The sequence below is a fragment of the Rhodococcus sp. AD45-ID genome, from assembly GCF_003023755.1.
Taxonomy (GTDB): domain Bacteria; phylum Actinomycetota; class Actinomycetes; order Mycobacteriales; family Mycobacteriaceae; genus Rhodococcus_F; species Rhodococcus_F globerula.
Genome location: NZ_PYHL01000002.1, coordinates 412,791 through 432,929 on the forward strand (window position 1 = coordinate 412,791; position 20,139 = coordinate 432,929).

Annotated in this window: 24 protein-coding genes and 2 tRNA genes; 14 read left to right on the forward strand and 12 right to left on the reverse strand. The window is 62.5% G+C overall.

The window, feature by feature from the left end; genetic code table 11:
* Positions 1–18: 18 nt before the first annotated feature.
* The 4 genes from recO to C7T36_RS18040 are packed head-to-tail and all read left to right on the forward strand — an operon-like array spanning position 19 to position 2,496.
* A complete protein-coding gene (gene recO, locus C7T36_RS18025; protein ID WP_033233019.1) occupies positions 19–834 on the forward strand; it encodes a DNA repair protein RecO in 816 nt (271 codons plus the stop codon).
* On the forward strand, positions 791–1,609 hold the full coding sequence (locus tag C7T36_RS18030) for an isoprenyl transferase (protein WP_045067006.1): 819 nt from the start codon (positions 791–793) through the stop codon (positions 1,607–1,609). Before recO ends, C7T36_RS18030 begins: the two co-directional genes overlap by 44 nt.
* Positions 1,606–2,025, forward strand: a complete 420-nt coding sequence (locus C7T36_RS18035; RefSeq protein ID WP_106939767.1) for a YbjN domain-containing protein — start codon at positions 1,606–1,608, stop codon at positions 2,023–2,025. The genes C7T36_RS18030 and C7T36_RS18035 overlap by 4 nt, the downstream gene beginning before the upstream one ends.
* Before the next feature lie 33 nt (positions 2,026–2,058).
* Positions 2,059–2,496 carry a GNAT family N-acetyltransferase gene (locus C7T36_RS18040; protein WP_045067007.1) on the forward strand — a complete coding sequence of 146 codons (438 nt, stop codon included), beginning with the start codon at positions 2,059–2,061 and terminating at the stop codon, positions 2,494–2,496.
* Here the strand turns inward: C7T36_RS18040 and C7T36_RS18045 are convergent.
* Positions 2,493–2,939 (reverse strand): Fur family transcriptional regulator, encoded by a 447-nt coding sequence (locus C7T36_RS18045; RefSeq protein WP_230590059.1) that lies wholly within the window; start codon positions 2,937–2,939, stop codon positions 2,493–2,495. The two genes, C7T36_RS18040 and C7T36_RS18045, sit on opposite strands and share 4 nt — an antisense overlap.
* Positions 2,936–3,319: a helix-turn-helix transcriptional regulator gene (locus tag C7T36_RS18050; protein ID WP_033233027.1), complete on the reverse strand. Its 384-nt coding sequence runs from the start codon at positions 3,317–3,319 to the stop codon at positions 2,936–2,938. Before C7T36_RS18050 ends, C7T36_RS18045 begins: the two co-directional genes overlap by 4 nt.
* A 198-nt stretch (positions 3,320–3,517) precedes the next feature.
* Here C7T36_RS18050 and C7T36_RS18055 point away from each other — a divergent pair, with 198 nt between their 5' ends.
* Together C7T36_RS18055 and C7T36_RS18060 are read left to right on the forward strand one after the other, a co-directional pair.
* The gene (locus C7T36_RS18055; protein ID WP_033233186.1) at positions 3,518–4,909 is read left to right on the forward strand and encodes a glycine--tRNA ligase; all 1,392 of its coding nucleotides are present in this window, start codon (positions 3,518–3,520) and stop codon (positions 4,907–4,909) included.
* Between the two features lie 90 nt (positions 4,910–4,999).
* Positions 5,000–5,581: a dihydrofolate reductase family protein gene (locus C7T36_RS18060; RefSeq protein ID WP_045067009.1), complete on the forward strand. Its 582-nt coding sequence runs from the start codon at positions 5,000–5,002 to the stop codon at positions 5,579–5,581.
* Here C7T36_RS18060 and C7T36_RS18065 read toward each other — a convergent pair.
* Together C7T36_RS18065 and C7T36_RS18070 are read right to left on the reverse strand one after the other, a co-directional pair.
* On the reverse strand, positions 5,556–5,987 hold the full coding sequence (locus tag C7T36_RS18065; protein ID WP_239654709.1) for a MepB family protein: 432 nt from the start codon (positions 5,985–5,987) through the stop codon (positions 5,556–5,558). The genes C7T36_RS18060 and C7T36_RS18065 overlap by 26 nt on opposite strands.
* A gap of 65 nt (positions 5,988–6,052) precedes the next feature.
* Positions 6,053–6,418, reverse strand: a complete 366-nt coding sequence (locus tag C7T36_RS18070; RefSeq protein ID WP_045067013.1) for a nuclear transport factor 2 family protein — start codon at positions 6,416–6,418, stop codon at positions 6,053–6,055.
* 131 nt (positions 6,419–6,549) lie between these two features.
* Here C7T36_RS18070 and C7T36_RS18075 point away from each other — a divergent pair, with 131 nt between their 5' ends.
* Positions 6,550–7,326, forward strand: coding sequence for a helix-turn-helix domain-containing protein (locus tag C7T36_RS18075; protein ID WP_045067015.1), 777 nt, complete (start codon positions 6,550–6,552; stop codon positions 7,324–7,326).
* Here C7T36_RS18075 and C7T36_RS18080 read toward each other — a convergent pair.
* Together C7T36_RS18080 and C7T36_RS18085 are read right to left on the reverse strand one after the other, a co-directional pair.
* Complete coding sequence (locus tag C7T36_RS18080; protein ID WP_033233048.1) at positions 7,318–8,055, reverse strand: polyprenol monophosphomannose synthase; 738 nt, start codon at positions 8,053–8,055, stop codon at positions 7,318–7,320. The genes C7T36_RS18075 and C7T36_RS18080 overlap by 9 nt on opposite strands.
* A 99-nt stretch (positions 8,056–8,154) precedes the next feature.
* Positions 8,155–10,236, reverse strand: a complete 2,082-nt coding sequence (locus tag C7T36_RS18085; protein ID WP_045067017.1) for a TPM domain-containing protein — start codon at positions 10,234–10,236, stop codon at positions 8,155–8,157.
* A gap of 183 nt (positions 10,237–10,419) precedes the next feature.
* Here C7T36_RS18085 and C7T36_RS18090 point away from each other — a divergent pair, with 183 nt between their 5' ends.
* Positions 10,420–10,998, forward strand: coding sequence for a YdcF family protein (locus C7T36_RS18090; RefSeq protein ID WP_230590072.1), 579 nt, complete (start codon positions 10,420–10,422; stop codon positions 10,996–10,998).
* 11 nt (positions 10,999–11,009) lie between these two features.
* Positions 11,010–12,308, forward strand: a complete 1,299-nt coding sequence (locus C7T36_RS18095) for a deoxyguanosinetriphosphate triphosphohydrolase (RefSeq protein ID WP_045067019.1) — start codon at positions 11,010–11,012, stop codon at positions 12,306–12,308.
* A 4-nt stretch (positions 12,309–12,312) separates the two neighbouring features.
* Here C7T36_RS18095 and C7T36_RS18100 read toward each other — a convergent pair whose 3' ends face one another.
* Positions 12,313–12,828: a glyoxalase/bleomycin resistance/extradiol dioxygenase family protein gene (locus C7T36_RS18100; protein WP_033233054.1), complete on the reverse strand. Its 516-nt coding sequence runs from the start codon at positions 12,826–12,828 to the stop codon at positions 12,313–12,315.
* A 73-nt stretch (positions 12,829–12,901) separates the two neighbouring features.
* Here C7T36_RS18100 and C7T36_RS18105 point away from each other — a divergent pair, with 73 nt between their 5' ends.
* Together C7T36_RS18105 and dnaG are read left to right on the forward strand one after the other, a co-directional pair.
* Positions 12,902–13,690, forward strand: coding sequence for a helix-turn-helix domain-containing protein (locus C7T36_RS18105; RefSeq protein ID WP_045067020.1), 789 nt, complete (start codon positions 12,902–12,904; stop codon positions 13,688–13,690).
* 49 nt (positions 13,691–13,739) lie between these two features.
* Entirely contained in the window at positions 13,740–15,659 is a 1,920-nt protein-coding gene (dnaG, locus tag C7T36_RS18110) for a DNA primase (protein ID WP_033233056.1), read from the forward strand.
* Here dnaG and C7T36_RS18115 read toward each other — a convergent pair whose 3' ends face one another.
* A complete protein-coding gene (locus C7T36_RS18115; RefSeq protein ID WP_033233058.1) occupies positions 15,660–15,911 on the reverse strand; it encodes a hypothetical protein in 252 nt (83 codons plus the stop codon).
* A 136-nt stretch (positions 15,912–16,047) separates the two neighbouring features.
* Here C7T36_RS18115 and C7T36_RS18120 point away from each other — a divergent pair.
* Positions 16,048–16,120, forward strand: a tRNA-Asn gene (locus C7T36_RS18120).
* 511 nt (positions 16,121–16,631) lie between these two features.
* Here C7T36_RS18120 and C7T36_RS29860 read toward each other — a convergent pair.
* The 3 genes from C7T36_RS29860 to C7T36_RS30580 form a co-directional block, all read right to left on the reverse strand.
* The gene (locus tag C7T36_RS29860; RefSeq protein ID WP_146153448.1) at positions 16,632–16,874 is read right to left on the reverse strand and encodes a hypothetical protein; all 243 of its coding nucleotides are present in this window, start codon (positions 16,872–16,874) and stop codon (positions 16,632–16,634) included.
* A gap of 444 nt (positions 16,875–17,318) precedes the next feature.
* Positions 17,319–17,531 (reverse strand): hypothetical protein, encoded by a 213-nt coding sequence (locus C7T36_RS18130; RefSeq protein ID WP_045067024.1) that lies wholly within the window; start codon positions 17,529–17,531, stop codon positions 17,319–17,321.
* A gap of 103 nt (positions 17,532–17,634) precedes the next feature.
* A complete protein-coding gene (locus tag C7T36_RS30580) occupies positions 17,635–17,832 on the reverse strand; it encodes a hypothetical protein (protein ID WP_230590060.1) in 198 nt (65 codons plus the stop codon).
* Between the two features lie 178 nt (positions 17,833–18,010).
* On the opposite strand from C7T36_RS30580, the gene C7T36_RS18140 reads away from it, so the two are divergent.
* Both C7T36_RS18140 and C7T36_RS18145 read left to right on the forward strand, forming a co-directional pair.
* Positions 18,011–18,084, forward strand: a tRNA-Ile gene (locus tag C7T36_RS18140).
* A gap of 62 nt (positions 18,085–18,146) precedes the next feature.
* A complete protein-coding gene (locus tag C7T36_RS18145) occupies positions 18,147–18,665 on the forward strand; it encodes a DinB family protein (RefSeq protein WP_045067026.1) in 519 nt (172 codons plus the stop codon).
* Here C7T36_RS18145 and C7T36_RS18150 read toward each other — a convergent pair whose 3' ends face one another.
* Positions 18,666–20,138 carry a mannitol dehydrogenase family protein gene (locus C7T36_RS18150; protein WP_045067027.1) on the reverse strand — a complete coding sequence of 491 codons (1,473 nt, stop codon included), beginning with the start codon at positions 20,136–20,138 and terminating at the stop codon, positions 18,666–18,668. It lies immediately after the preceding gene.
* Position 20,139 lies beyond the last annotated feature (1 nt).

The window sequence follows — 20,139 nt, forward strand, 5'->3', positions numbered from 1 at the left end:
GCGTGGGACACTTGTTCGGTGAGGTTGTATCGAGACACGGCGGTGGTGCTGCGCCTGCATAAGCTGGGCGAAGCCGACCACATCGTCACGTTGCTCACCCGTCAATTCGGGTTGGTGCGTGCCGTGGCCAAGGGTGTCCGCAGAACTACCTCCAAGTTCGGTGCGCGGCTCGAACCGTTTGCGCATGTCGACGTCCAACTCCTGCCGGGTAAAAATCTGGACATCATCACGCAGGTCCAGACGGTGGACGCCTTTGCCACCGACATTGTCGACGATTACAGCCGGTACACCACGGCCTGTGCGGTACTCGAAACCGCAGAACGGCTGGCGGGCGAAGAACGTGCACCGGCGCCGCAACTTCAGCGGCTCACTGTCGGGGCCTTGCGGGCTATCGCCGAGCAGGGCCGTCCCGTCGAATTTGTTCTCGACGCTTTTCTTCTCCGGGCGATGGGTTACGCGGGTTGGGCGCCCGCGCTCGGGGAATGCGCCAAGTGTTCTTCTCCCGGCCCGCACCGCGCTTTCCATGTCGCGGCCGGCGGGGCGGTCTGTACGTACTGTCGCCCACCCGGATCTGCGACGCCGTCGCCCGGTGTCCTTGATCTGATGGAAGCGTTGCTGCGGGGGGAGTGGGAAGGTACCGACGTGGCACCGACCTCGCTGCGCACTCAGGCAAGTGGCCTGGTCGCAGCGCATTTGCAGTGGCATCTGGAGCGGCAATTGCGCACGCTACCGCTCATCGAACGGTCAAGGCCGCATGCGGCGGTCGAGGGAGCTGCAGCGGTGGGGCAGGATGGAACGCGTGATTCGACGACGCGAACCGCGCACCCCGCTTGATTCTGCTACAGATCGGGTGATCCGGCCCCCGGACCCACACCCGTCCGGAGCGAAACCGCCGATCCTGCAAACCGAACTGATCCCGCGCCATGTTGCGCTGGTGATGGACGGCAACGGACGCTGGGCTCAGGAGCGCGGTTTGCCGCGCACAGCCGGTCACGAGCGCGGCGAAGCCGTACTGATGGACACGGTGTGCGGGTGCATCGAGATGGGCGTCGAGTGGCTTTCTGCGTATGCCTTCTCCACCGAGAACTGGAAGCGCAGCCCCGACGAGGTGCGTTTCCTCATGGGCTTCAACCGTGACGTGATTCGTCGTCGACGCGACGAGATGAACGAGATGGGCGTTCGGGTTCGCTGGGCGGGCCGGAAGCCGCGATTGTGGGCGAGTGTCATCAAGGAACTCGAGATCGCCGAAGAGCTCACCAAGAACAACACGGTGATGAACCTGACGATGTGCGTCAACTACGGCGGGCGCGCCGAAATTGCCGACGCGGTCAAGGAAATCGCCAAGCGGGTGGCCGCCGGCGAGATCAATCCAGACAAGATCACCGAGGCCACCGTCGCGAAGTACCTCGACGAACCTGATATGCCGGACGTCGACCTGTTCCTGCGCCCCTCAGGGGAGCAGCGTACGTCCAACTTCTTGATCTGGCAGTCCGCGTACGCCGAAATGGTGTACCAGGAGAAGCTGTTTCCCGATTTCGATCGTCGTGACCTGTGGGCCGCGTGTGTCGAATATGCCTCACGCGACCGCCGATTTGGTGGAGTGAAATGACAGGTGAAAATATGACCGAGACCGACAACGCCGCACGACTGCAAGAGCGTGCCGCCGAAGCGCTGGCACATTTTGTGACCGTCGACGTGGCCGACGACGGTTCACTGGGTTTCCAGTACGCCGGCGCATTGTGCTCGGTTCAGGCGATGAACCTCTCCGAAGGCCTCGACGTTCTGTCGATGACGTGCGTGCTGGCGTGGGACCGTCCGGTCAGCGCCGCGCTGCACCGCAAGGTAGCCGAGCGCAACCGCACCATCCAGTTCGGATCCATCGCGGTGTTCGGGCACGGCAGTCTCGCAGATGTCATTCTGCGGTACACGTTCCCGGCAGCGGGACTGGAAGACGAAGCGCTCACTACGATGCTGCTCCTGGCGCTCACGGGAGCCGATACGGCTCGACAGGGACTACTTCCTTAAACCTGAACGCACCGATTCTTCGAGGAGTAGTCCATGACGCTCGAGATCCACAAGGCCTGCGAAGTCACCGACGAGCTGGTTGAAGCCTGCGCGAGACTCATTCCGCAGCTGTCGAAGACGGCGCCACCAGTCACCGCGGCGTCGCTCGAGAAGGTTGTGGCCTGCCCCACGAACACACTTTTCGTGGCCAGGCTCGACGGTCGTATCGTCGGAACGCTGACCCTGGTCGTCTTTCCGACCCCGACCGGCTACCGCGCCTGGATCGAGGACGTTGTGGTCGACGGGGCGGCTCAAGGCCGACAGGTCGGATCCGCGCTGACCACAGCAGCCCTCGCTCGCGCCGAGGAGCTCGGCGCCCGCACTGTGGATCTGACCTCGAGGAGCTCGCGGGTAGCCGCGAATCAGCTCTACCGGAAACTCGGTTTCGAGCCGCGCGAATCCAATCTGCTTCGGTTTTCGCTGGCTGATTAAGTCGCGGCCGCGCAATCGCGGCAGGTACCGAAAATTTCGACGGTGTGACTGACGTCGGTGAATCCGTTGTCGTCGGCGATGGTCTGTGACCACTGCTCGACCATCGCGCCTTCCACCTCCACGGTGTATCCGCAATTTCGGCACACGAGGTGGTGATGGTGGCCGGAAGAGCAACGGCGATAGACGGATTCACCGGTGTCGGTGCGCAGGACGTCGATGGTTCCGGCGTCGGCGAGGGTCTGCAGGGTTCGGTAGACGGTGGTCAGGCCGATGGCTTCACCACGCTTGCGCAGTTCGTCGTGCAGCTCTTGCGCCGACTTGAACTCGCCGATGTCGTCGAGCAGTGCGGAGATCGCGCTGCGCTGTTTGGTCGATCGAATGCCGACAGTGGCGCTGCGCTTGAATGCAGACTGACCGGTGGTGTTCATGTTGGTGGTGATCATCCTTCTTCTGCGTGGGCGACAGCGTCCACGACTATGTGGGCCAGATGGTCGTCGGCCAGTCGATAGAGAACTTCGCGTCCGTGGCGTTCGCCACGCACGACGCCCGCAGCCTTCAGGACACGAAGGTGCTGGCTGATGAGCGGTTGGGTGACGCCGAGGGCGCCGACAAGTTCGTGGACGCACCGCTGCGACTGGTGGAGTTGGAGCACGATCGCGATGCGGACAGGTGCGGCGAGCGCTCGCAGGATCTCACCGGCCGCAGCCAGAGTTTCCTTGGGTGGAACCACGGCTGGTGGGACGGGTTCGAACGGGTCATGTGTGTGATCGAGCGCGTCGTGATCATGGTGGTTGTGGAGATCGCCGGTATCCGCAATGCTCACAGCGAGGCTCCTTCGAGGGATGTGTCACAACGTTCCTGCGTAGCCATAAGACCACACTATTGCAAATCACATTCATTTTGATATGCACAAGTACGCATGTCAACCGTGGCGCGAAGTCCACTTCCGGGGCCGGTTAGTCTGGACATGCAAAAAGCGCAGGAAAACCGTGCATCTATTACCCAGATGGAGAGCAATCCAGTGGCACCCAAGTCCAAGATCGAAGCCGTCGTCAATCTCGCCAAGCGGCGAGGCCTGGTCTACCCGTGCGGTGAGATCTACGGAGGCACCAAGTCCGCATGGGACTACGGCCCATTGGGTGTCGAGCTCAAGGAGAACATCAAGCGTCAGTGGTGGCGGAACATGGTCACCAGCCGCGAGGACGTTGTCGGCCTCGACTCCTCGGTGATTTTGCCCCGCGAGGTGTGGGTTGCATCCGGACACGTCGGCGTCTTCAACGACCCGCTGGTCGAGTGCCTCAACTGTCACAAGCGTCACCGTCAGGATCACCTGCAGGAGGCGTACGCGGAGAAGAAGAAGCTCGACAACCCGGACGACGTCACGATGGACCTCATCGGGTGCCCCGACTGCGGCACCGTCGGCCAGTGGACCGAACCGCGCGACTTCAACATGATGCTCAAGACGTACCTCGGCCCCGTCGAGAGCGAAGAGGGCATGCACTACCTGCGTCCCGAAACCGCGCAGGGCATCTTCGTGAACTTCGCGAACGTGCTGACCACGTCGCGTAAGAAGCCGCCGTTCGGCATCGGCCAGATCGGCAAGAGCTTCCGCAACGAGATCACCCCAGGCAACTTCATCTTCCGCACCCGCGAGTTCGAGCAGATGGAGATGGAATTCTTCGTCAAGCCCGGCGAGGACGACGCGTGGCACAAGTACTGGATCGACTACCGCATGGACTGGTACACCGGCCTCGGTATCAACAAGGACAACCTGCGCCTGTACGAGCACGCGAAGGAAAAGCTCTCGCACTACTCCAAGGGCACCACGGACATCGAGTACCGCTTCCACTTCCAAGGCAGCGAATGGGGTGAGCTCGAGGGCATCGCGAACCGCACCGACTTCGACCTCTCGACGCACTCCAAGCACTCGGGCACCGAGCTGAACTACTTCGACCAGACAACCGGCGAGCGCTACACGCCGTACGTCATCGAGCCGGCCGCAGGTCTTACCCGTTCGCTCATGGCCTTCCTCGTCGACGCGTACACCGAGGACGAAGCCCCCAACGCCAAGGGTGGCGTCGACAAGCGCACGGTGCTGCGCCTGGATCGTCGTCTCGCTCCGGTCAAGGCCGCTGTCCTGCCGCTCTCGCGCAATGCGGATCTCACGCCAAAGGCAAAAGATCTTGCAGCGCAACTGCGTCAGAACTGGAACGTCGAATTCGACGACGCCGGCGCCATCGGCCGCCGCTACCGTCGTCAGGACGAGATCGGCACCCCGTTCTGCATCACGGTCGACTTCGACACCCTCGAAGACCAGGCAGTAACCGTTCGCGAGCGTGACTCCATGGCTCAGGAACGCGTCGCACTCGACCAGGTCGAGAGCTACCTTGCGACGCGACTGATCGGTTCTTAAGCCGTATCCGTCTCGGGCGGCCTTCCTCGATAACGGGGGAGGTCGCCCGTTTGCTGTTCCCGGCGGCCTTCGAGGCGTAGGAACAGACATATGAGACAACTCAGTGTGACCAACAGCGTGACTCTCGACGGTGTCATGCAGGCACCGGGTGGGCCCGACGAGGACCGTCGCGGCGGATTCGAGCACGGGGGATGGGCTGCGCCGTTCAGTGACGCGGTCATGGCGCGGAAGATGGGCGAGGGAATGGCTGCGAGATCGCAGCTACTCTTCGGACGACGGACGTACGAGAGTTTTGCGTCGTACTGGCCGCACCAGACCGACAATCCGTTCACTGAAGTGCTCGACAACACGCAGAAATATGTTGCGTCGCGCACATTAACTGAACCGCTGCCGTGGAAGAACTCGACGTTGCTCCGCGGTGACGCGGCCGACGCGGTTGCCCAGTTGAAGGACACCGAGGGGCCGGATCTGGTGATTCTGGGTAGTGGGGAACTGATCACGTCGTTGGCGCAGCGCCAATTGATCGACACCTACATTCTGCTCATCCATCCTGTGGTTCTCGGAACGGGACGCAGGTTGTTTCCTGACGGCGCCGCACTCGCGCGGTTCACTCTCGCCGAAAGTGCTTCCACCACAACCGGAGTCATCATGGCGACATATCAGTTGCAGTGAGTGGGGCGAAAAACTCGAGTTGCCAGCGCTGGGATTTGACGGCCTGCACACTGGTCGGCGCTACCCACGGCGGGTAGACACGAATGGCGCGTTTACCGCCCGTGAAGTCTGTCGAAACCACTCGATTCGTGATGAGAGCGTCGACGGGAAAAATGAAGTGCCCCAGTTGATCTCCGTCGTATACCTCCACGACGAACAATTCGACGCCGTCGGAAATATCGAACGGGCGGATCGGCCCGGCGTCCGATCGTCGCCACAGCGTCACGAACTGCCCGAGTTTGGTAGGAGTCGTCTTTGCGCGACGGTACACGGCGCTGCGCCCGTCGACAGTGAGGGAGTGAGCGCTGTACTCCGCGCCCTCGGGTTCGGGAATCGGTGTGGACCAGGTACATCCGTGAGCGTTCATCGGCAATGATGATGGCACGGGTCACCGACAGCGCTGAAGGTGCAGCGCTGTCGGTGGTGGGGGATTCAGGCTGAGGGCACCTTGTCGAGGAACCCGAGAACAAGCGTCAACCGGCCGTCGTCATTTCGTTCGAGCACGTCGAATCCGTCGATCAGGGATTCTTTGCCGGCCGGGCCGAGCTTCCAGCCGAAGCGAGCTTGGCTGTGGTGTGCGTCCACCGGTCCGGCGAGTGTGAAGGTCATGCCCGGAAACTGCTGCTGCACAGCGCTGATCATCGCGTCGATCTGGCTGTGTCCGGTCACATCTGCCAGTGGATCGGTATACCGGCCATCGGCCGCGAACAGTTGCTCGATTCGTTCCTGGCGCGCCGAGGGATCCGTTTCGTTCCACAGATCGATGTAGGCGTGTGCGATTGCGTCGAAGTCACTCATGGCAGATCCTCCTGGTTGTCGAGGTCCGGGGTTTGTTTCCCGGCTGAGATCACTGTGCCAAGCGGATGTGACGTCAGTCGATTACCTCGGAGGTCATGGCGTTGATTACACCTTGTCGCTACGTTGAGTGGATGACTCAGAGCACGCATGTGGGAGCCCAGCTGAAGTCGTGGCGTGAGAGACGACGGCTCACTCAGTTGGGGCTTTCCTCCGCTGCCGGAGTTTCGACGAGGCACTTGAGTTTCATCGAAACCGGTCGATCGAAACCCAGTAAGGACATGATTATCCACTTGTCCGAGTGTTTGGAAGTGCCGCTACGGCAGCGGAATACGCTGTTGCTGGCGGGCGGTCATGCACCGGCCTATTCGGAGAATGCGTTGGCGGAAACGCCGATGTCCGCTGTCAGCGACGCCATCAATCGCATCGTCGACGCCCATGACCCGTACCCGGCTGTGGTGGTCGATCACCAGTGGGATCTGATCGTCGGCAATCGGGCGGTAAGCATCCTGACGGAGGGCGCTGCGTCGTTTCTTCTGGAGCCGCCGGTCAACGTTCTGCGGCTGAGTTTGCATCCCGAAGGCATGGCTGAGCGCATCGTGAACTTGGCGCAGTGGCGAAATCACGTGATCGCTCGGCTGCGCCGTGAGGTCGAGGTAACCGCCGACGCGCAGTTGGGTGCGCTGTTGGAAGAATTGCTGACTTATCCCAGCGGCGGCGAGTGGCATGAGGACGAGAGTTCTCTGTTGGTGCCCTTGCGGATTCGCGCGGGCGACACCGAACTGGCGATGTTCAGTACCACCACCGTGTTCGGTACGCCGCGCGATGTCACTTTGGCAGAGATCGCGATCGAATGTTTTTATCCATCCAACCGCGAGACCGCGGAGTTCTTCAGAGCGAAATCAGAGTGACTTCTTGCCGAACTTCAGCTTCCAGGGAACCAGTGCCGATTCGAGCTGAACAGCCAGGCTCATCTTCGAGACACCGTCGGTGCGCTCTTCGAAACGGATGGGGGTTTCGGCGATCTTCATGCCGCGCTGCACAACTCGGTAGTTCATCTCGACCTGGAAGGCGTAGCCGTTGCTCTGCACCGATTCGACGTCGATGGCGCGCAACGTCTTTGCGTGCCACGCCTTGAACCCGGCGGTGGCGTCCTTGACGTGCAGCCGAAGGATTGCGTTGACGTAGAAGTTGGCCCATGCCGACAGTGCCTTGCGGTGCCACGGCCAGTCGCCGGCCACGGCGCCGCCCTCGACGTAGCGCGAACCGAGCACCACCGCAGCGTCGGTTGTGGTGAGGATCTCGATCATGGCGGGGATCACTTCGGACGGATGGGACAGGTCGGCGTCCATCTGAATGACGATGTCGGCGTTCTCGGCGAGGGCCCGCGTCATACCGGCGACGTACGCGCGGCCGAGTCCGTCCTTGGCGGTGCGATGCAGAACACCCACCGGGATGGGGCCGTCGATGCCGAGCTTGTCAGCTACCTCGCCGGTTCCGTCGGGGGAGTTGTCGTCCACCACGAGTACTGCCAGGTTCGGGATCTTCAATGCGGCGAGACGATCGACGAGCTTGGGCAGGTTTTCACGCTCGTTGTACGTGGGTACCACGACGGTAATCTGCGGAGCGACGTTGTTCATAACACCTTCGTATGATCTGTGATCCCGACTTGCCGGATGAAGCGTACGACGAGGTCGGTCGCGAACAAAGTCAGAATTTTACTACCTCGGGTAGTTGACTCAGAACCGGCCGCCGCCGCCACCGCCGCGACTGCCGCGTCCTCCACCGCCGCCGCCGAACCCGCCGCCGCCGAATCCGCCGCCCCGGCCGCTACTGCTCGGACCGCCGTACGAACGCGGTCCACCGCCGCCGCCACGGAGAACGCTGTTGATCAGGATGCCGCCGAGAATGGCGCCTGCCGCGTTGCCGCCGCCGCCGCTTCCGCCGCGGGGACGCTGGTTTGCCTCCCATGTGCTGACGTCGCTCTGGGCCGCCCGCAGAGCATGGGTGGCCAGCGTTGTTGCAGCCTGCGCGTGCTGCAGAGCCGTCGACGGATCGGTGCCCTGCAACTGCTGAGCTGCCTGCAGATGGCGCTGCGCCTCGGCGTAGCGGGTGCGGGCCTCGGCGCCGATGACGCCGCGTCGCGTATTGAGGAAATCGCCGGCAGCAGTGACCTGTGCCTGGGCCGCCAGGATGTCCTGCGCGAGGCGTTGCTGCGCCCGTTCGAGCTGTTGCTTCTGCTCCTGAGCCTCTGCGAGCAATGCGTCGAGTTGTGCGTCGGCGGCCACAATCTGGTTGAAGGCGCCGAGTGGATCACTGTCCTTCGATGTCTGGGCGTGAGCCAACGCGGCTTGTGCACCGGCCTTGGCGGCGGCCAATCTATCGCCGCCCTGGGCCATGTAGGCGTCGGAAGCGGTGATGCCCTGCTGAACGTCGTCCATCGCGGCGGGGAGGGTAGCGATAGCGTTGCGGATGTCGTCTGCCGCGTGATCCACGGCGTCGAGAAGTTTGCGAGCCTGGTCCAGCGCGGCCTCCGCGGTCCGAATCGCTGTGACGGCAGCGCCCTGCTTACCGGCGGGCAAGGCAACGGCGTCGCGGCCCTGCTCGATGGACTGCTCGGCCAGAGTCAACCGCTCACCGGCCATGGTGACGTTGCCGGCGACCGGCGCCAGGGTCGGAGCCGGGAACTGGTTCTTCAGCTCGTTCAGGATCTTCTCGGACTCCGGCAGACGCACGCTGACGGCGACAACAGTCTGAGTCAGGGCATCGAGGCGAGCGGGCGCGTTGATGAGAAGATCACGCATCGTGTCGAACTCGTCGACCCGCGCATCGAGTTCCTGATCGGCACGGCCACACGAGGAAATGATGTCGATGAGCATCTGGCGCCGCTGCTCGGGTGACTCCGGGATAGCGTCGTCGAGTTTCTGCCTGATGCCGAAGGCTCCGGCGAGTGTCGCCTTGGCCTTGTCGAAAGCCTGGGCAAACGGCGCGACGGCCGCATCACCGAATTCGCTCCGCGCCAGTTCGAGTTCTTCCTGACTCGACGCGATGGCGTTGTCGGTCTCGACGAGAATGGCCTGAGCTCGCTCGTCCAGCGTCGGCAAGGGAAGTGCGTTCAAGGCGGCGATGTCGTCGGGTGCGATGTTCTTCGCGGCCTCGAGGCTGGCCTTGTCTCGATCGCTCTTCCGCTTGCGTGAGTACAGAACCACTCCACCGGTTCCGACGATGACCGCGCCGCCGCCGATGAGGAGTGTGCTTACGGACATGCCGCCGCTCTTGGCGTTTGCGTCACCGAGCGCGCCGGCGGTGGCAATGGCGGCTCCTGCCCAATCGCCGTCGGCGAGAGCAGGTTCCGTCGCGTCGGACTTGATGGAGTCGATGTCGGATTGTGTGATGTTTGTCAGTCCGGGCGGCACGTCGAGGTAGTAGGCGCCTTCCGTGGTCGCGACGGCAAGCAGGACGTCGGTGCCGCTGAGAGTGGATTTCGTTGCTGTCTGATCGGCCCACGCCTGGCCACCCATCTCGTTGAAGTCGGGGACAAACGCAACCCACAGATCGATCTGATGGTCTTCGCTGAGTTGGTCGAGCGCAGCTTGGATGTCCTCCTTCTGGCCGTCGTTGAGCACACCAGAGGTATCGGTGATCTGGTTGGGAAGGACCAACGGCGGATCAGCCGACGCAGTGGCAGGACTGAAGATCAATGCCAGGATCGCGAAGATCGCCGCAACGGCGCTCGCGCTGCCCCAACGCCGGATCGGCCGGACGAATGCCCGGTCGTGGTCTGCTGGAGACGACTGCTCGATGTGTGCTGCGAAGGCCATGACGCAAATCTAACCGTTATGGCGCGTCGGCAGCGCGGGGGAGCGATCAGGGCTGGCACAATTGCGGGAGTGAAACCAGCTTTCGGCAACCGCTCCCGCAACTCTGCGCCCTCCGGGGCTGGCGGCGGCTTCGGCGAAGGTCTGGCTCGATGGACCCGACGCCTCATCGCCGGGGCTCTACTGATGACCTTCGTCTTGATCGGCGGAACCGCCGTCCGGGTCTGGCAGGTTGCGCGGATCGACGACACGACACCAGCCGACGCGATTGTTGTTCTCGGAGCCGCTCAGTATTCGGGAACTCCGTCGTCGGTGTTCGAAGCCAGGCTCGAGCAGGCGTACAAGCTGTACAAGCGTGGGGTAGCGCCGCAGATCATCACCGTCGGCGGCAAGCAGGAAGGTGACGAGTACACCGAAGCCGCGTCCGGAAAGATGTATCTCACCGACCGCGGGATTCCGTCGAGTGCGATTACCGCCGTCGAAACCGGCTCGGACACCCTGCTGAGCATTGATGCCGTCAGTGACGAAATGGCTTCGCAGGGAATCAATTCCGCAGTTCTGGTCAGTGACCCGTGGCATTCACTGCGCACTCGAACCATGGCCCGCGACACCGGCCTCGAAGCCTGGACGGCGCCGACCAGACAAGGGCCGGCCGTGTTCACCCGTGAATCCCAACTGCATGGCATCGCGCGCGAAACGGGCGCTCTGCTCTGGTACCAACTGACGCACTTCTCCGCTGATTTTCCCTACACGGCAGGGCAATAGGAACAACCGACATGACGGCACACACCACGTACGGCGGCGGAACCTATTCCGAGCACGATCTGGAGCGCCGCATTGTCGAGGCGCCGAAGCGAGCGGGATTGCCCGGAACTCAGATTGCCGCCGCCCAACATCGATCCGACTTCTCGCGGGATCGCGCTCGCGTGCAGCACTCCGCGGCGCTACGACGCCTGGCCGACAAAACCCAGGTAGTCGGTCCTCGCGATGGTGACACCCCGCGTACCCGGCTCACGCACTCGATGGAAGTTGCGCAGATCGGTCGCGGTATCGCCGACGGCCTCGGCTGTGATCCCGATCTCGTAGACCTCGCCGGTTTGGCCCACGACATCGGGCACCCTCCGTACGGGCACAACGGTGAGAAGGCACTCGACGAGGTCGCGAAAGACTGCGGCGGGTTCGAAGGCAACGCCCAGAACCTGCGCATCCTCACGAGCCTCGAACCCAAGATCTTGGGTTCAGGCGGACGCAGTGCCGGACTCAACCTCACCCGGGCTTCCCTCGACGCCGCGATCAAATATCCGTGGACCAGGCCGGAACCCGGAGCCAAGTTCGGCGCCTACGACGATGACGCCGATGTGTTGGCCTGGGTCCGCGACGGAGCGCCCGGGCGTCGGCAAGCATTGGAAGCTCAGGTCATGGACTGGGCCGACGACGTCGCCTATTCGGTGCACGACGTCGAGGACGGCGTGATCGCCGGCCGTATCGACCTTCGGTCACTGGCCGATCCGAGCGAGCAACGGGCACTCGCCGAGTTGGGTGCCTCGGAGTTTCGCGGCCTGGTGATCGACGATCTGATCGACGCTGCGCAGCGGTTGTCGGAACTGCCCGTCGTGCAGAGCGTCGGCAGCTACGACGGGACCCTGAACAGTTCCGTGGCATTGAAAAACCTGACCAGCGAATTGGTCGGACGCTTTGCGACGGCAGCCATCGCTCGCACCCGGCTGACCAACGGAGACCGGCCGCTGTCGCGGTACCAAGCAGACCTCGACATCCCCGAAGCGGTGGCATCCGAAGTAGCGCTGCTCAAAACCGTTGCGCTGTACTACGTGATGTCCGACAACGGGCACAAGGCCCGCCAAGACCGTCAACGTGACCGAGTTCATCGCGTCGCGGAATGGCTGCTGGCAACCGCGCCCGCCGGATTGGACCCCATCTTGCTGCCTGCCTGGGAGCGAGCGGAAAACGATGCGGCGCGCACCCGAGTTGTCGTGGATCAGATCGCGTCGTACACCGAGAGTCGCCTCGAGCGGGTCGACAAGGCGAGCCTCGGCGCCCAGGCGAGTTGGGGCTGACTGCTCAACTCGACGGCGTTTGCGTCAGCGCCCATTCTGCGACCCTGCGCGCACTCTCGGCTTCGCTGAGGTCCTCGACGCGCGTCATGATGGACCAACGCACGCCGAAGGGGTCGCGGATCGAGGCAAACCGGTCGCCCGAGACGAACGTGCTTACCGATTCACGAACGGTCGCGCCGGCTTGTACTGCGCGCTCGACGACTGCGTCGACATCTGAGCAGTACAGGCCCATCGAGTAGGAGTCGGCGTCGCCGGAAGGTGCCTCGACGAGGCCGTAATCGGGGTTGGGTTCGCCGAGTTGGAGCCGACCGTTTCCGAAATCGAGGTCGGCGTGGACGACGACGCCGCTGAACTCGGTGATGTCGACGACGCGTGCGCCGTACACCGACCGGTAAAATTCAATCGCGTCGGCGGCTCCCTTGATCGCCAGAAACGGGGTCAAGCTCGTCGAGCCGTGCGGGATGCCGTCTGTTGTGTGCTCGCCGGTCACGCCCTGCTGGGAAATGCTGTCTGCGTTCATGAAACGAAGGTAGCGCCGTCAGATGGGCTGTGGCTTGAAGATTTGCGACGAACGAGGAGGACGGCAGTTGGTCATGCCCAATGACAGTCGCGGGATTCTGTACCCGACCAAACTCCCGACGTTCCACCGCGAACCGGCCGACGCCTCGTTGGAAGGGCGTATCCGCTGGTTCTGGATTCCGCGATGGCAGCTGGCGCCCGGCCGAACTGTCCGACAGGAAGTGCTGCCGTTCCCCGCTTCCAATCTCGTGGTCGAACCCGGCGGGGTGTCCCTGGTCGGCCCGTCGACAGGGGCATCGCACCGTGACCTGTCCGGCAGTGGCTGGGCGGTGGGTGCACTGTTGCGGCCGGCGGGCCTCGCGTCGTTGCGAGCTGATCCGCAGACCATCCAGAACACCGAAGTGCAGATCGCCGCGCCGGACTTGCACGAGGCAGTGATGTCGGCGATGGGTGAGGCTGACCACGAGGTGGGTAGGCAGCGTGCGATTGCGGCTTTCTCCGAGTGGGCGGCCCAGCACATTGCGCCCGACGACGAGAGTGGTCGACAGGCAAATGCAATGGAAGACCTGATCGCTTCGGATCGGACAGTGATCCGTGTCGGTGATATCGCCGAACTTCTCGGCACCTCTGTCCGTGGTGTTCAACGCCTTGCCCAGCGATACGTCGGGTTGCCGCCCTTGGCAATCATTCGACGCTACCGACTTCAGGAAGCCGCACAACGGCTACGCGAAGATCCGTCGGTGAAGATCGCGCAAGTGGCGGCCGATCTCGGTTACGCAGACCACGCCCACCTGTCCGCCGACTTCCGCAACGTCCTCGGTTTCACACCGAACTCCTACCGCCAGACTCCAGACCACCCGTGACGAACTTGCCGTGTCAGGCGCAGTTCGTGGACCGCCTAGACTGACATACGTGGCGGGCCGAATTTCTGACAGAGACATCGCGGCCATTCGCGAACGCACACGCATCGAAGACATCGTCGGTGAATACGTCTCGCTCAAGCGTGCGGGTGGCGACTCCATCAAGGGGCTGTGCCCGTTCCACGACGAGAAGTCGCCGTCGTTCCACGTTCGTCCCAACCATGGGCTTTATCACTGCTTCGGTTGCGGTGAGGGCGGCGACGTCTACTCCTTCTTGCAGAAGATGGACCACATCAGTTTTGTCGAGGCTGTCGAGCAGTTGGCCGACCGGCTGAACTACTCGATCTCCTACGAGGGCGGCGGTCCCTCGGTTCAGCGCGATCGCGGCACCCGTGCGCGTTTGATCGCGGCCAACGCGGCAGCGCAGGAGTTCTATGCGGCGCGCCTGCGGGAGCCAGACGCCCAAGCTGCGCGCGACTACCTCACCGAGCGAAATTTCGACGGCGCTGCGGCCTTGCAGTTCGGCTGCGGCTACGCCCCCGAAGGCTGGGACACACTCACAAAGCACTTGATGGCCAAGGGATTCGAGTTCAAGGAGCTCGAAGCCGCCGGCCTGGCCAAGGAGGGGCGACGCGGCCCGATCGACCGTTTCCATCGTCGACTCCTGTGGCCCATCCGGAGCGTTGCCGGCGACGTAATCGGCTTCGGTGCCCGCAAACTTTTCGACGACGACACCATGCCAGGCAAGTACGTCAACACCCCGGAAACCATCCTGTACAAGAAGTCTCAGGTCTTGTTCGGCCTCGATCTCGCGAAACGCGACATCGCCAAGGGGCATCAGGCTGTGGTGGTCGAGGGGTACACCGATGTCATGGCGATGCATCTGGCCGGCGTCAAGACCGCTGTCGCGTCGTGTGGCACCGCATTCGGCGAGGAACACCTCGCGATGCTGCGCCGACTCCTGATGGACGACAGCTACTTTCGCGGCGAAATCATCTACACCTTCGACGGCGATGCCGCGGGGCAAGCTGCCGCGATGAAGGCTTTCGAAGGTGATCAGAAGATGGCCGGGCAGACGTTTGTTGCCGTCGCTCCCGACGGAATGGACCCGTGCGATCTCAGGCTGGCGTCGGGCGACGCCGCAGTCCGCGACCTCGTGGCGAGGCGAACCCCGATGTTCGAGTTCGTGGTCAAGTCGATACTCACCGAGCATGATCTCGACACAGCGGAAGGTCGCGTCGAGGCTTTGCGTCGTACCGTTCCCGTCGTCGCGCAGATCAAGGAATCGACTCTGCGTGACAGTTACGCCAACCTGCTGTGCGGATGGGTCGGGTGGGACGACCTGCCGTCCGTGCGTCGACGTGTCCGTGACGAAGCTCGCAAACGTGCGTCCACCCGAGGTTCCTCACCCGCGCCGAAGCGGCGTCAGGTCATTCCGGAGCCCAGCGACGACGCCCTTGCGCTCCCGATCGGCATCTCACGGCCCCGGCCCAACGATCCGGGGCTGTCCACGCAGCGAGCGGTGCTCAAAGCGGCCCTGCAGTACCCAGGGATCGCCGGAACGGTGTTCGACTCACTGCCCGTCGAGACGTTCACTCATCCCGCCTACGTGGCAATCAGGCAGTCGATGTCCGACGCCGGAGGCACCAGCAAGGGTTTCGGCGGCGCCGAATGGATCGAGGTTGTCACCAAGGGCGTCGAAGATGTGACAGTTGCCTCAGTGATCTCCGAACTTGCCGTCGAACCGATGCCATGTGACGAGGACACAGTTCCCCGCTACATCAGCGGCGTGCTCGCGCGACTGCAGGAGGCTTGGGTCGGCGAACAGGTCGCAGACCTCAAATCGAAACTGCAGCGCATCTCACCCGCCGCAGCACCGGACGAGTACAACTCGCTGTTCGGCGACCTCGTCGCCCTCGAGCAGTACCGCCGACAGCTGCGTGAGCAAGCCGTCGGCGACAACAGCGTCTGACTAGCGGTTCTTCTTCAACTGGTCATGAGGGATCAGGATCGTGGTTTCCTCGTTGATCGGCTTCATGGGCTCCAATTTCGGCTGCGTGCTGAGCGAATCAGCCAGCTTCTGACGCGACGCGTCGAGCACCTTCTTCGTGGCAGGACTGGTCGCCACCGCCTTCGCGGCCCGACTGATCTGTTCGTACCGGGCCCGCCCTGCTTTCGTCCCCAGGACGTACCCAGCGGCAACACCGATCAACAAACGCATCATTCCTGCTTCCCTCCAGCACCGATCGTCCTGACTCCATCCTGCCTGATGACTCGCTGGGCAGGCGATTTGGTACTTCGGCGGTGGATTCGCTACAGTTTCTCAGGCAACGCCGGAACGGGCGAAGCGAGCAAGACAATCCCCTGTAGCTCAATTGGCAGAGCTTCCGACTGTTAATCGGACGGTTGCTGGTTCGAGTCCAGCCGGGGGAGCGTTCAGAAGAATCCCTGATCCGCAGCAATGCGGATCAGGGATTTTTTTGTTGCACGGTTATGTCGACGGCCTGCCAGGCGCCGCGTGACCGACAGCTGTCATTCGAATGTGTGTGCGAAGATTCTGATATGTCTGTCGAGTCTGCGCCGACCAGTTGCCCCAGCGGGCACGCCCTCACCGGTGGCACCTGTCTCGTCGGATGGGAAGTCTGCGGCTGTGTGACGGCCGAGAACGGCGGGCATCGAACGCACTACTGCCGCAAGTGTGGCAAGACTGTGCGAACGCCGCCATGCGCCGGTGCCATGCCGCAGGCTGATCGCTGGCGCAGTCGGTAGATCTACGCCGCCGCGTCCCTGATCGTCTATGGCAGACCACTGGGTTAGGTTTTTTTGGGGCGCGTGACCGCGATGATGCGAAGGCTGGCGCTGATCAGCTGGATCCGGACGGGTACTCAGATATCTAGGGGAGGTATTCGTCCGAGATTTGATCGTTGTCAGGTAGGTAAGAACCTCACAATGCACTGGGAAGATAGTGCGCTTGGTCGTCCTGCACGGCCAGGTTCATGACTTCCTCGTATGCCTCCGGTAGTGGGTGCCCACACGCACCTCCTGTCGGAAAAGCAACTCTCACACCGTGTCCGCTGGCATCGACCAGCCAAACCACAGGAGTGGGAATGGTCGACGCAGTGGGGCATTCGCCGAACCACGGACGATCGAGCGAGGGCTGCGCCAATTCAGCGACGACTCGCGTCAAATCACCGCTTCTCCTCGTCTGCCTCAGGATCGCCCCACTGTTGTCGTCCGCGAACTTCAGGAATTCGCACACCACCACCGATGTCGGTTGGAAGCTCTCGGGAATCGTTCCTGCCGGAGGCAATGGGTCTACTAGGTACTCCGGTGACTGGACCGGTATAGGAATGACCGCCTCGAGCACGTCAGGCGCCAGACATGTGGGTTGCCCGATAACCTGCCCCTGCGGGGCAGCTGCCGGGGACCGTCGGTCGTCCACAATCTGGAAAGCAACAACTACCCCAACCGCGAGAACAGCAACGGAGCCAGCCAATACCGGCCCCAAACGACATCGCCGCATATCCAACACCATGCCAACTATGCCGCTAGCGGACACATTCCGCCCTGTCTACAAGATGATCGCCCGGACGAGCCCCCGAGGCTGCAGGGCGAGTCGGCCGACTGAGATCTATTCGAATTGCGCGCCGGGGCTGTGGGTTTGGTTGACGTCGAGCGTGACCTCGACATCCCCGGCAGGAACATCCGTGAGAAGGTGCACCGCGTCAGCGACCATGTCGGGAATCTGATCGAGTCGGCGTGCTTGGGTGAATGCGCCGTCGACCTCGGGCACCTCGACGGCCCACCAATCGCCGGATTTCGTGACCTTGGCGGTGACCTTCATTTGTTGCCCTTCCTGTCGGTGGTCGTTCGAAGTCGGTGGTTGTCTGAAGCGAAAGCCCGGCGCAGGATTCTGCGCCGGGCTTCGGTGTTCATGGTGCGAGCGACTACTTCGCTGCGCGGTCCGAAGGCTCGAACAAGCGAACGATGTGGGCCGGGTTGATGTAGTAGACCCCGTTGGGGGAGTTGAGCACCAACGTGTCCTCGGAGAAGTCCTTGACGGTGCCGTTGAGCTTTGCGCCGTCGGACATGATGATCCGGATCGTGGCCTTGGAGTTCTTGAATTCAGAGAGTGCAAGCTTCATGTGATGATCCTGTTCAGTGGGGTGTGCTCTCCAACGTTATCGGGTTCCGGCACCCGTGCGAACCAAGTCGAGGTACCTGCTCCGATATGAGTTACACCAGTCACACCCTGCCCGGTTGTGATTCGCGTCAGCGGTGCCGGTAACATTCGGACGCGCCGAGATGTCAGGCAACTCGGATGGGGCGGTAGCTCAGTCGGTTAGAGCCGTGGACTCATAATCCATTGGTCGCGGGTTCGAGCCCCGCCCGCCCCACAACTCTCTTCCACGATCGGCGATGGAATCAATACCCGCCGTGAGCGGACTATTCTCGATCCATGCCGATCACGCCGGACACAAAGAATTGGACATGGGTACTCGAACGCCCGTGCACAGAGTGCGGGTTCGACTCGACCACCATCACCTTCGCTGATGTTCCCGATCTGGTTCGCAGGAATGCCGCCGCTTGGGGTGAGGTGCTGCAGCGCGAGGACGTGACGGTACGGCCGAACAGCGAAACCTGGTCCGCGTTGGAGTATTCCGCCCATGTGCGTGACGTGTTCAGGATTTTCAGAGCCCGGTTGGAGCAGATGCTCACATTCGACGATCCGTACTTCGAGAACTGGGATCAGGACGCGACAGCAATTGCCGAGCGCTACAACGAGCAGGATTCGGCGACAGTCGCTTCGGAATTGGCCGACGCTGCTGACGCCGTTGCGAGTGCATTCGAATCAGTCGCGGAGGGTCAGCTGGGTAGGCGTGGGCTCCGCGGTGACGGATCGGCGTTCACCGTCGAATCATTGGCCATGTACTTCATTCATGATCCGATCCATCACTTGCACGACGTGTCGGGGTAGTCAGAGCCCGCGCACCTCCTCGAGGGTTTTTCGGGCTCCGACTGAGTGCAACGAGTCGAGTGTTGTTCGGAAGCTCGCGACAAATCGTCGGTTGTCGACCAGGTCGCCGAAAACGGCACGGTTGCCGATGAAGGCGAGTGGGTCGACCGCCTGCTTCTGGGCAAGGGGCACCAACGTGTCGGCCAATTGATCGACCACGGTGATCGGGTCGCCCTTCTCGTCGACGCCCTCGGCGTAGCGCGCCCAACTGGCCACGATGGCCGTGGACAGATTGATGGGCCCTCCGGTGTCGAGTTGCTTGCGGATGACCGGCAAGAGCCACTTGGGAATTCGATCGGACGATTCGGCACACAGACGCGCAATCGTGTCACGAACCTGTGGGTTCGAGAAGCGCTCGATGAGCGTCTTCTTGTACTGATCGAGGTCGACGCCGGGGACCGGATCGAGGGTGGGGGTCGCTTCGAGGTTCATGTAGTCGAGCAGGAACCCGGACAGGAGTTCGTCCTGGCATGCCTCGTGAACGAGACGGTATCCGGCGAGGTAGCCGAAGTAAGCGATGCCCTGATGGCTGGCATTGAGGAGACGCAGCTTCATGAGTTCGTACGGGCGCACGTCCGGCACCACATTCACGCCGGCATTTTCCAAAGGTGGCCTGCCCACCGTGAACTCGTCCTCGAGGAACCACGCAGTAAACGGTTCCGCTGCGACAGGCCATTGATCGTCGACGCCGAATGCCTGGGCGATCTCGGCAGTCACCTCGGCAGTAGTGACGGGCGTGATCCGGTCGACCATGGAGTTGGGGAACGCACCGTTCTGCTCGATCCACTCTGCAAGTTCCGGATCTTTCAGGGCGGCAAAGGCTCCGAAAGCTGTTCGTGCGACGGCGCCGTTCCCTTCGATGTTGTCGCAACTCATGATCGTGAAGGGTGCGAGGCCGCGTTCTCGGCGAAGGGCGAGAGCATCGCAGACCAGTCCGAACGTCGTGCGGGGGAGAGCTCCTGGCCGAAGATCATGTACGACATCGGGATTGGATGCGTCGAACTCACCGGTGGTGTGCGAGATGTTGTAACCGCCCTCGGTGATGGTGAGGGACACGATCTTTGTCGACTCCGACGCCATCTTCTCGATGACGGCGCGTGGATCGTCCGGAGCAAACAGGTACTCGACAATTGACCCGATGACTCGGCCTTCGAGCGTTCCGTCAGCATGCTTGAGCGCCAGCGTGTACATACCGTCCTGAGCGCCGAGCGCATCCTTCATCCGCTTGTCCGACGGCATCACTCCGACGCCGCAGATTCCCCAGTCGAAGCCTTCTCCTTGGCGTAGGAGGGTGTCGATGTACATGGCCTGATGCGCGCGGTGAAAGCCGCCGACACCAAAATGCACTATGCCGGTGGTGACTTTGCTCCGGTCGTAGTTCGGCACTTCGAGTGAAGCATCGAAGTCGCGCAAGGTCTTCGTGTTGAGTTCCATG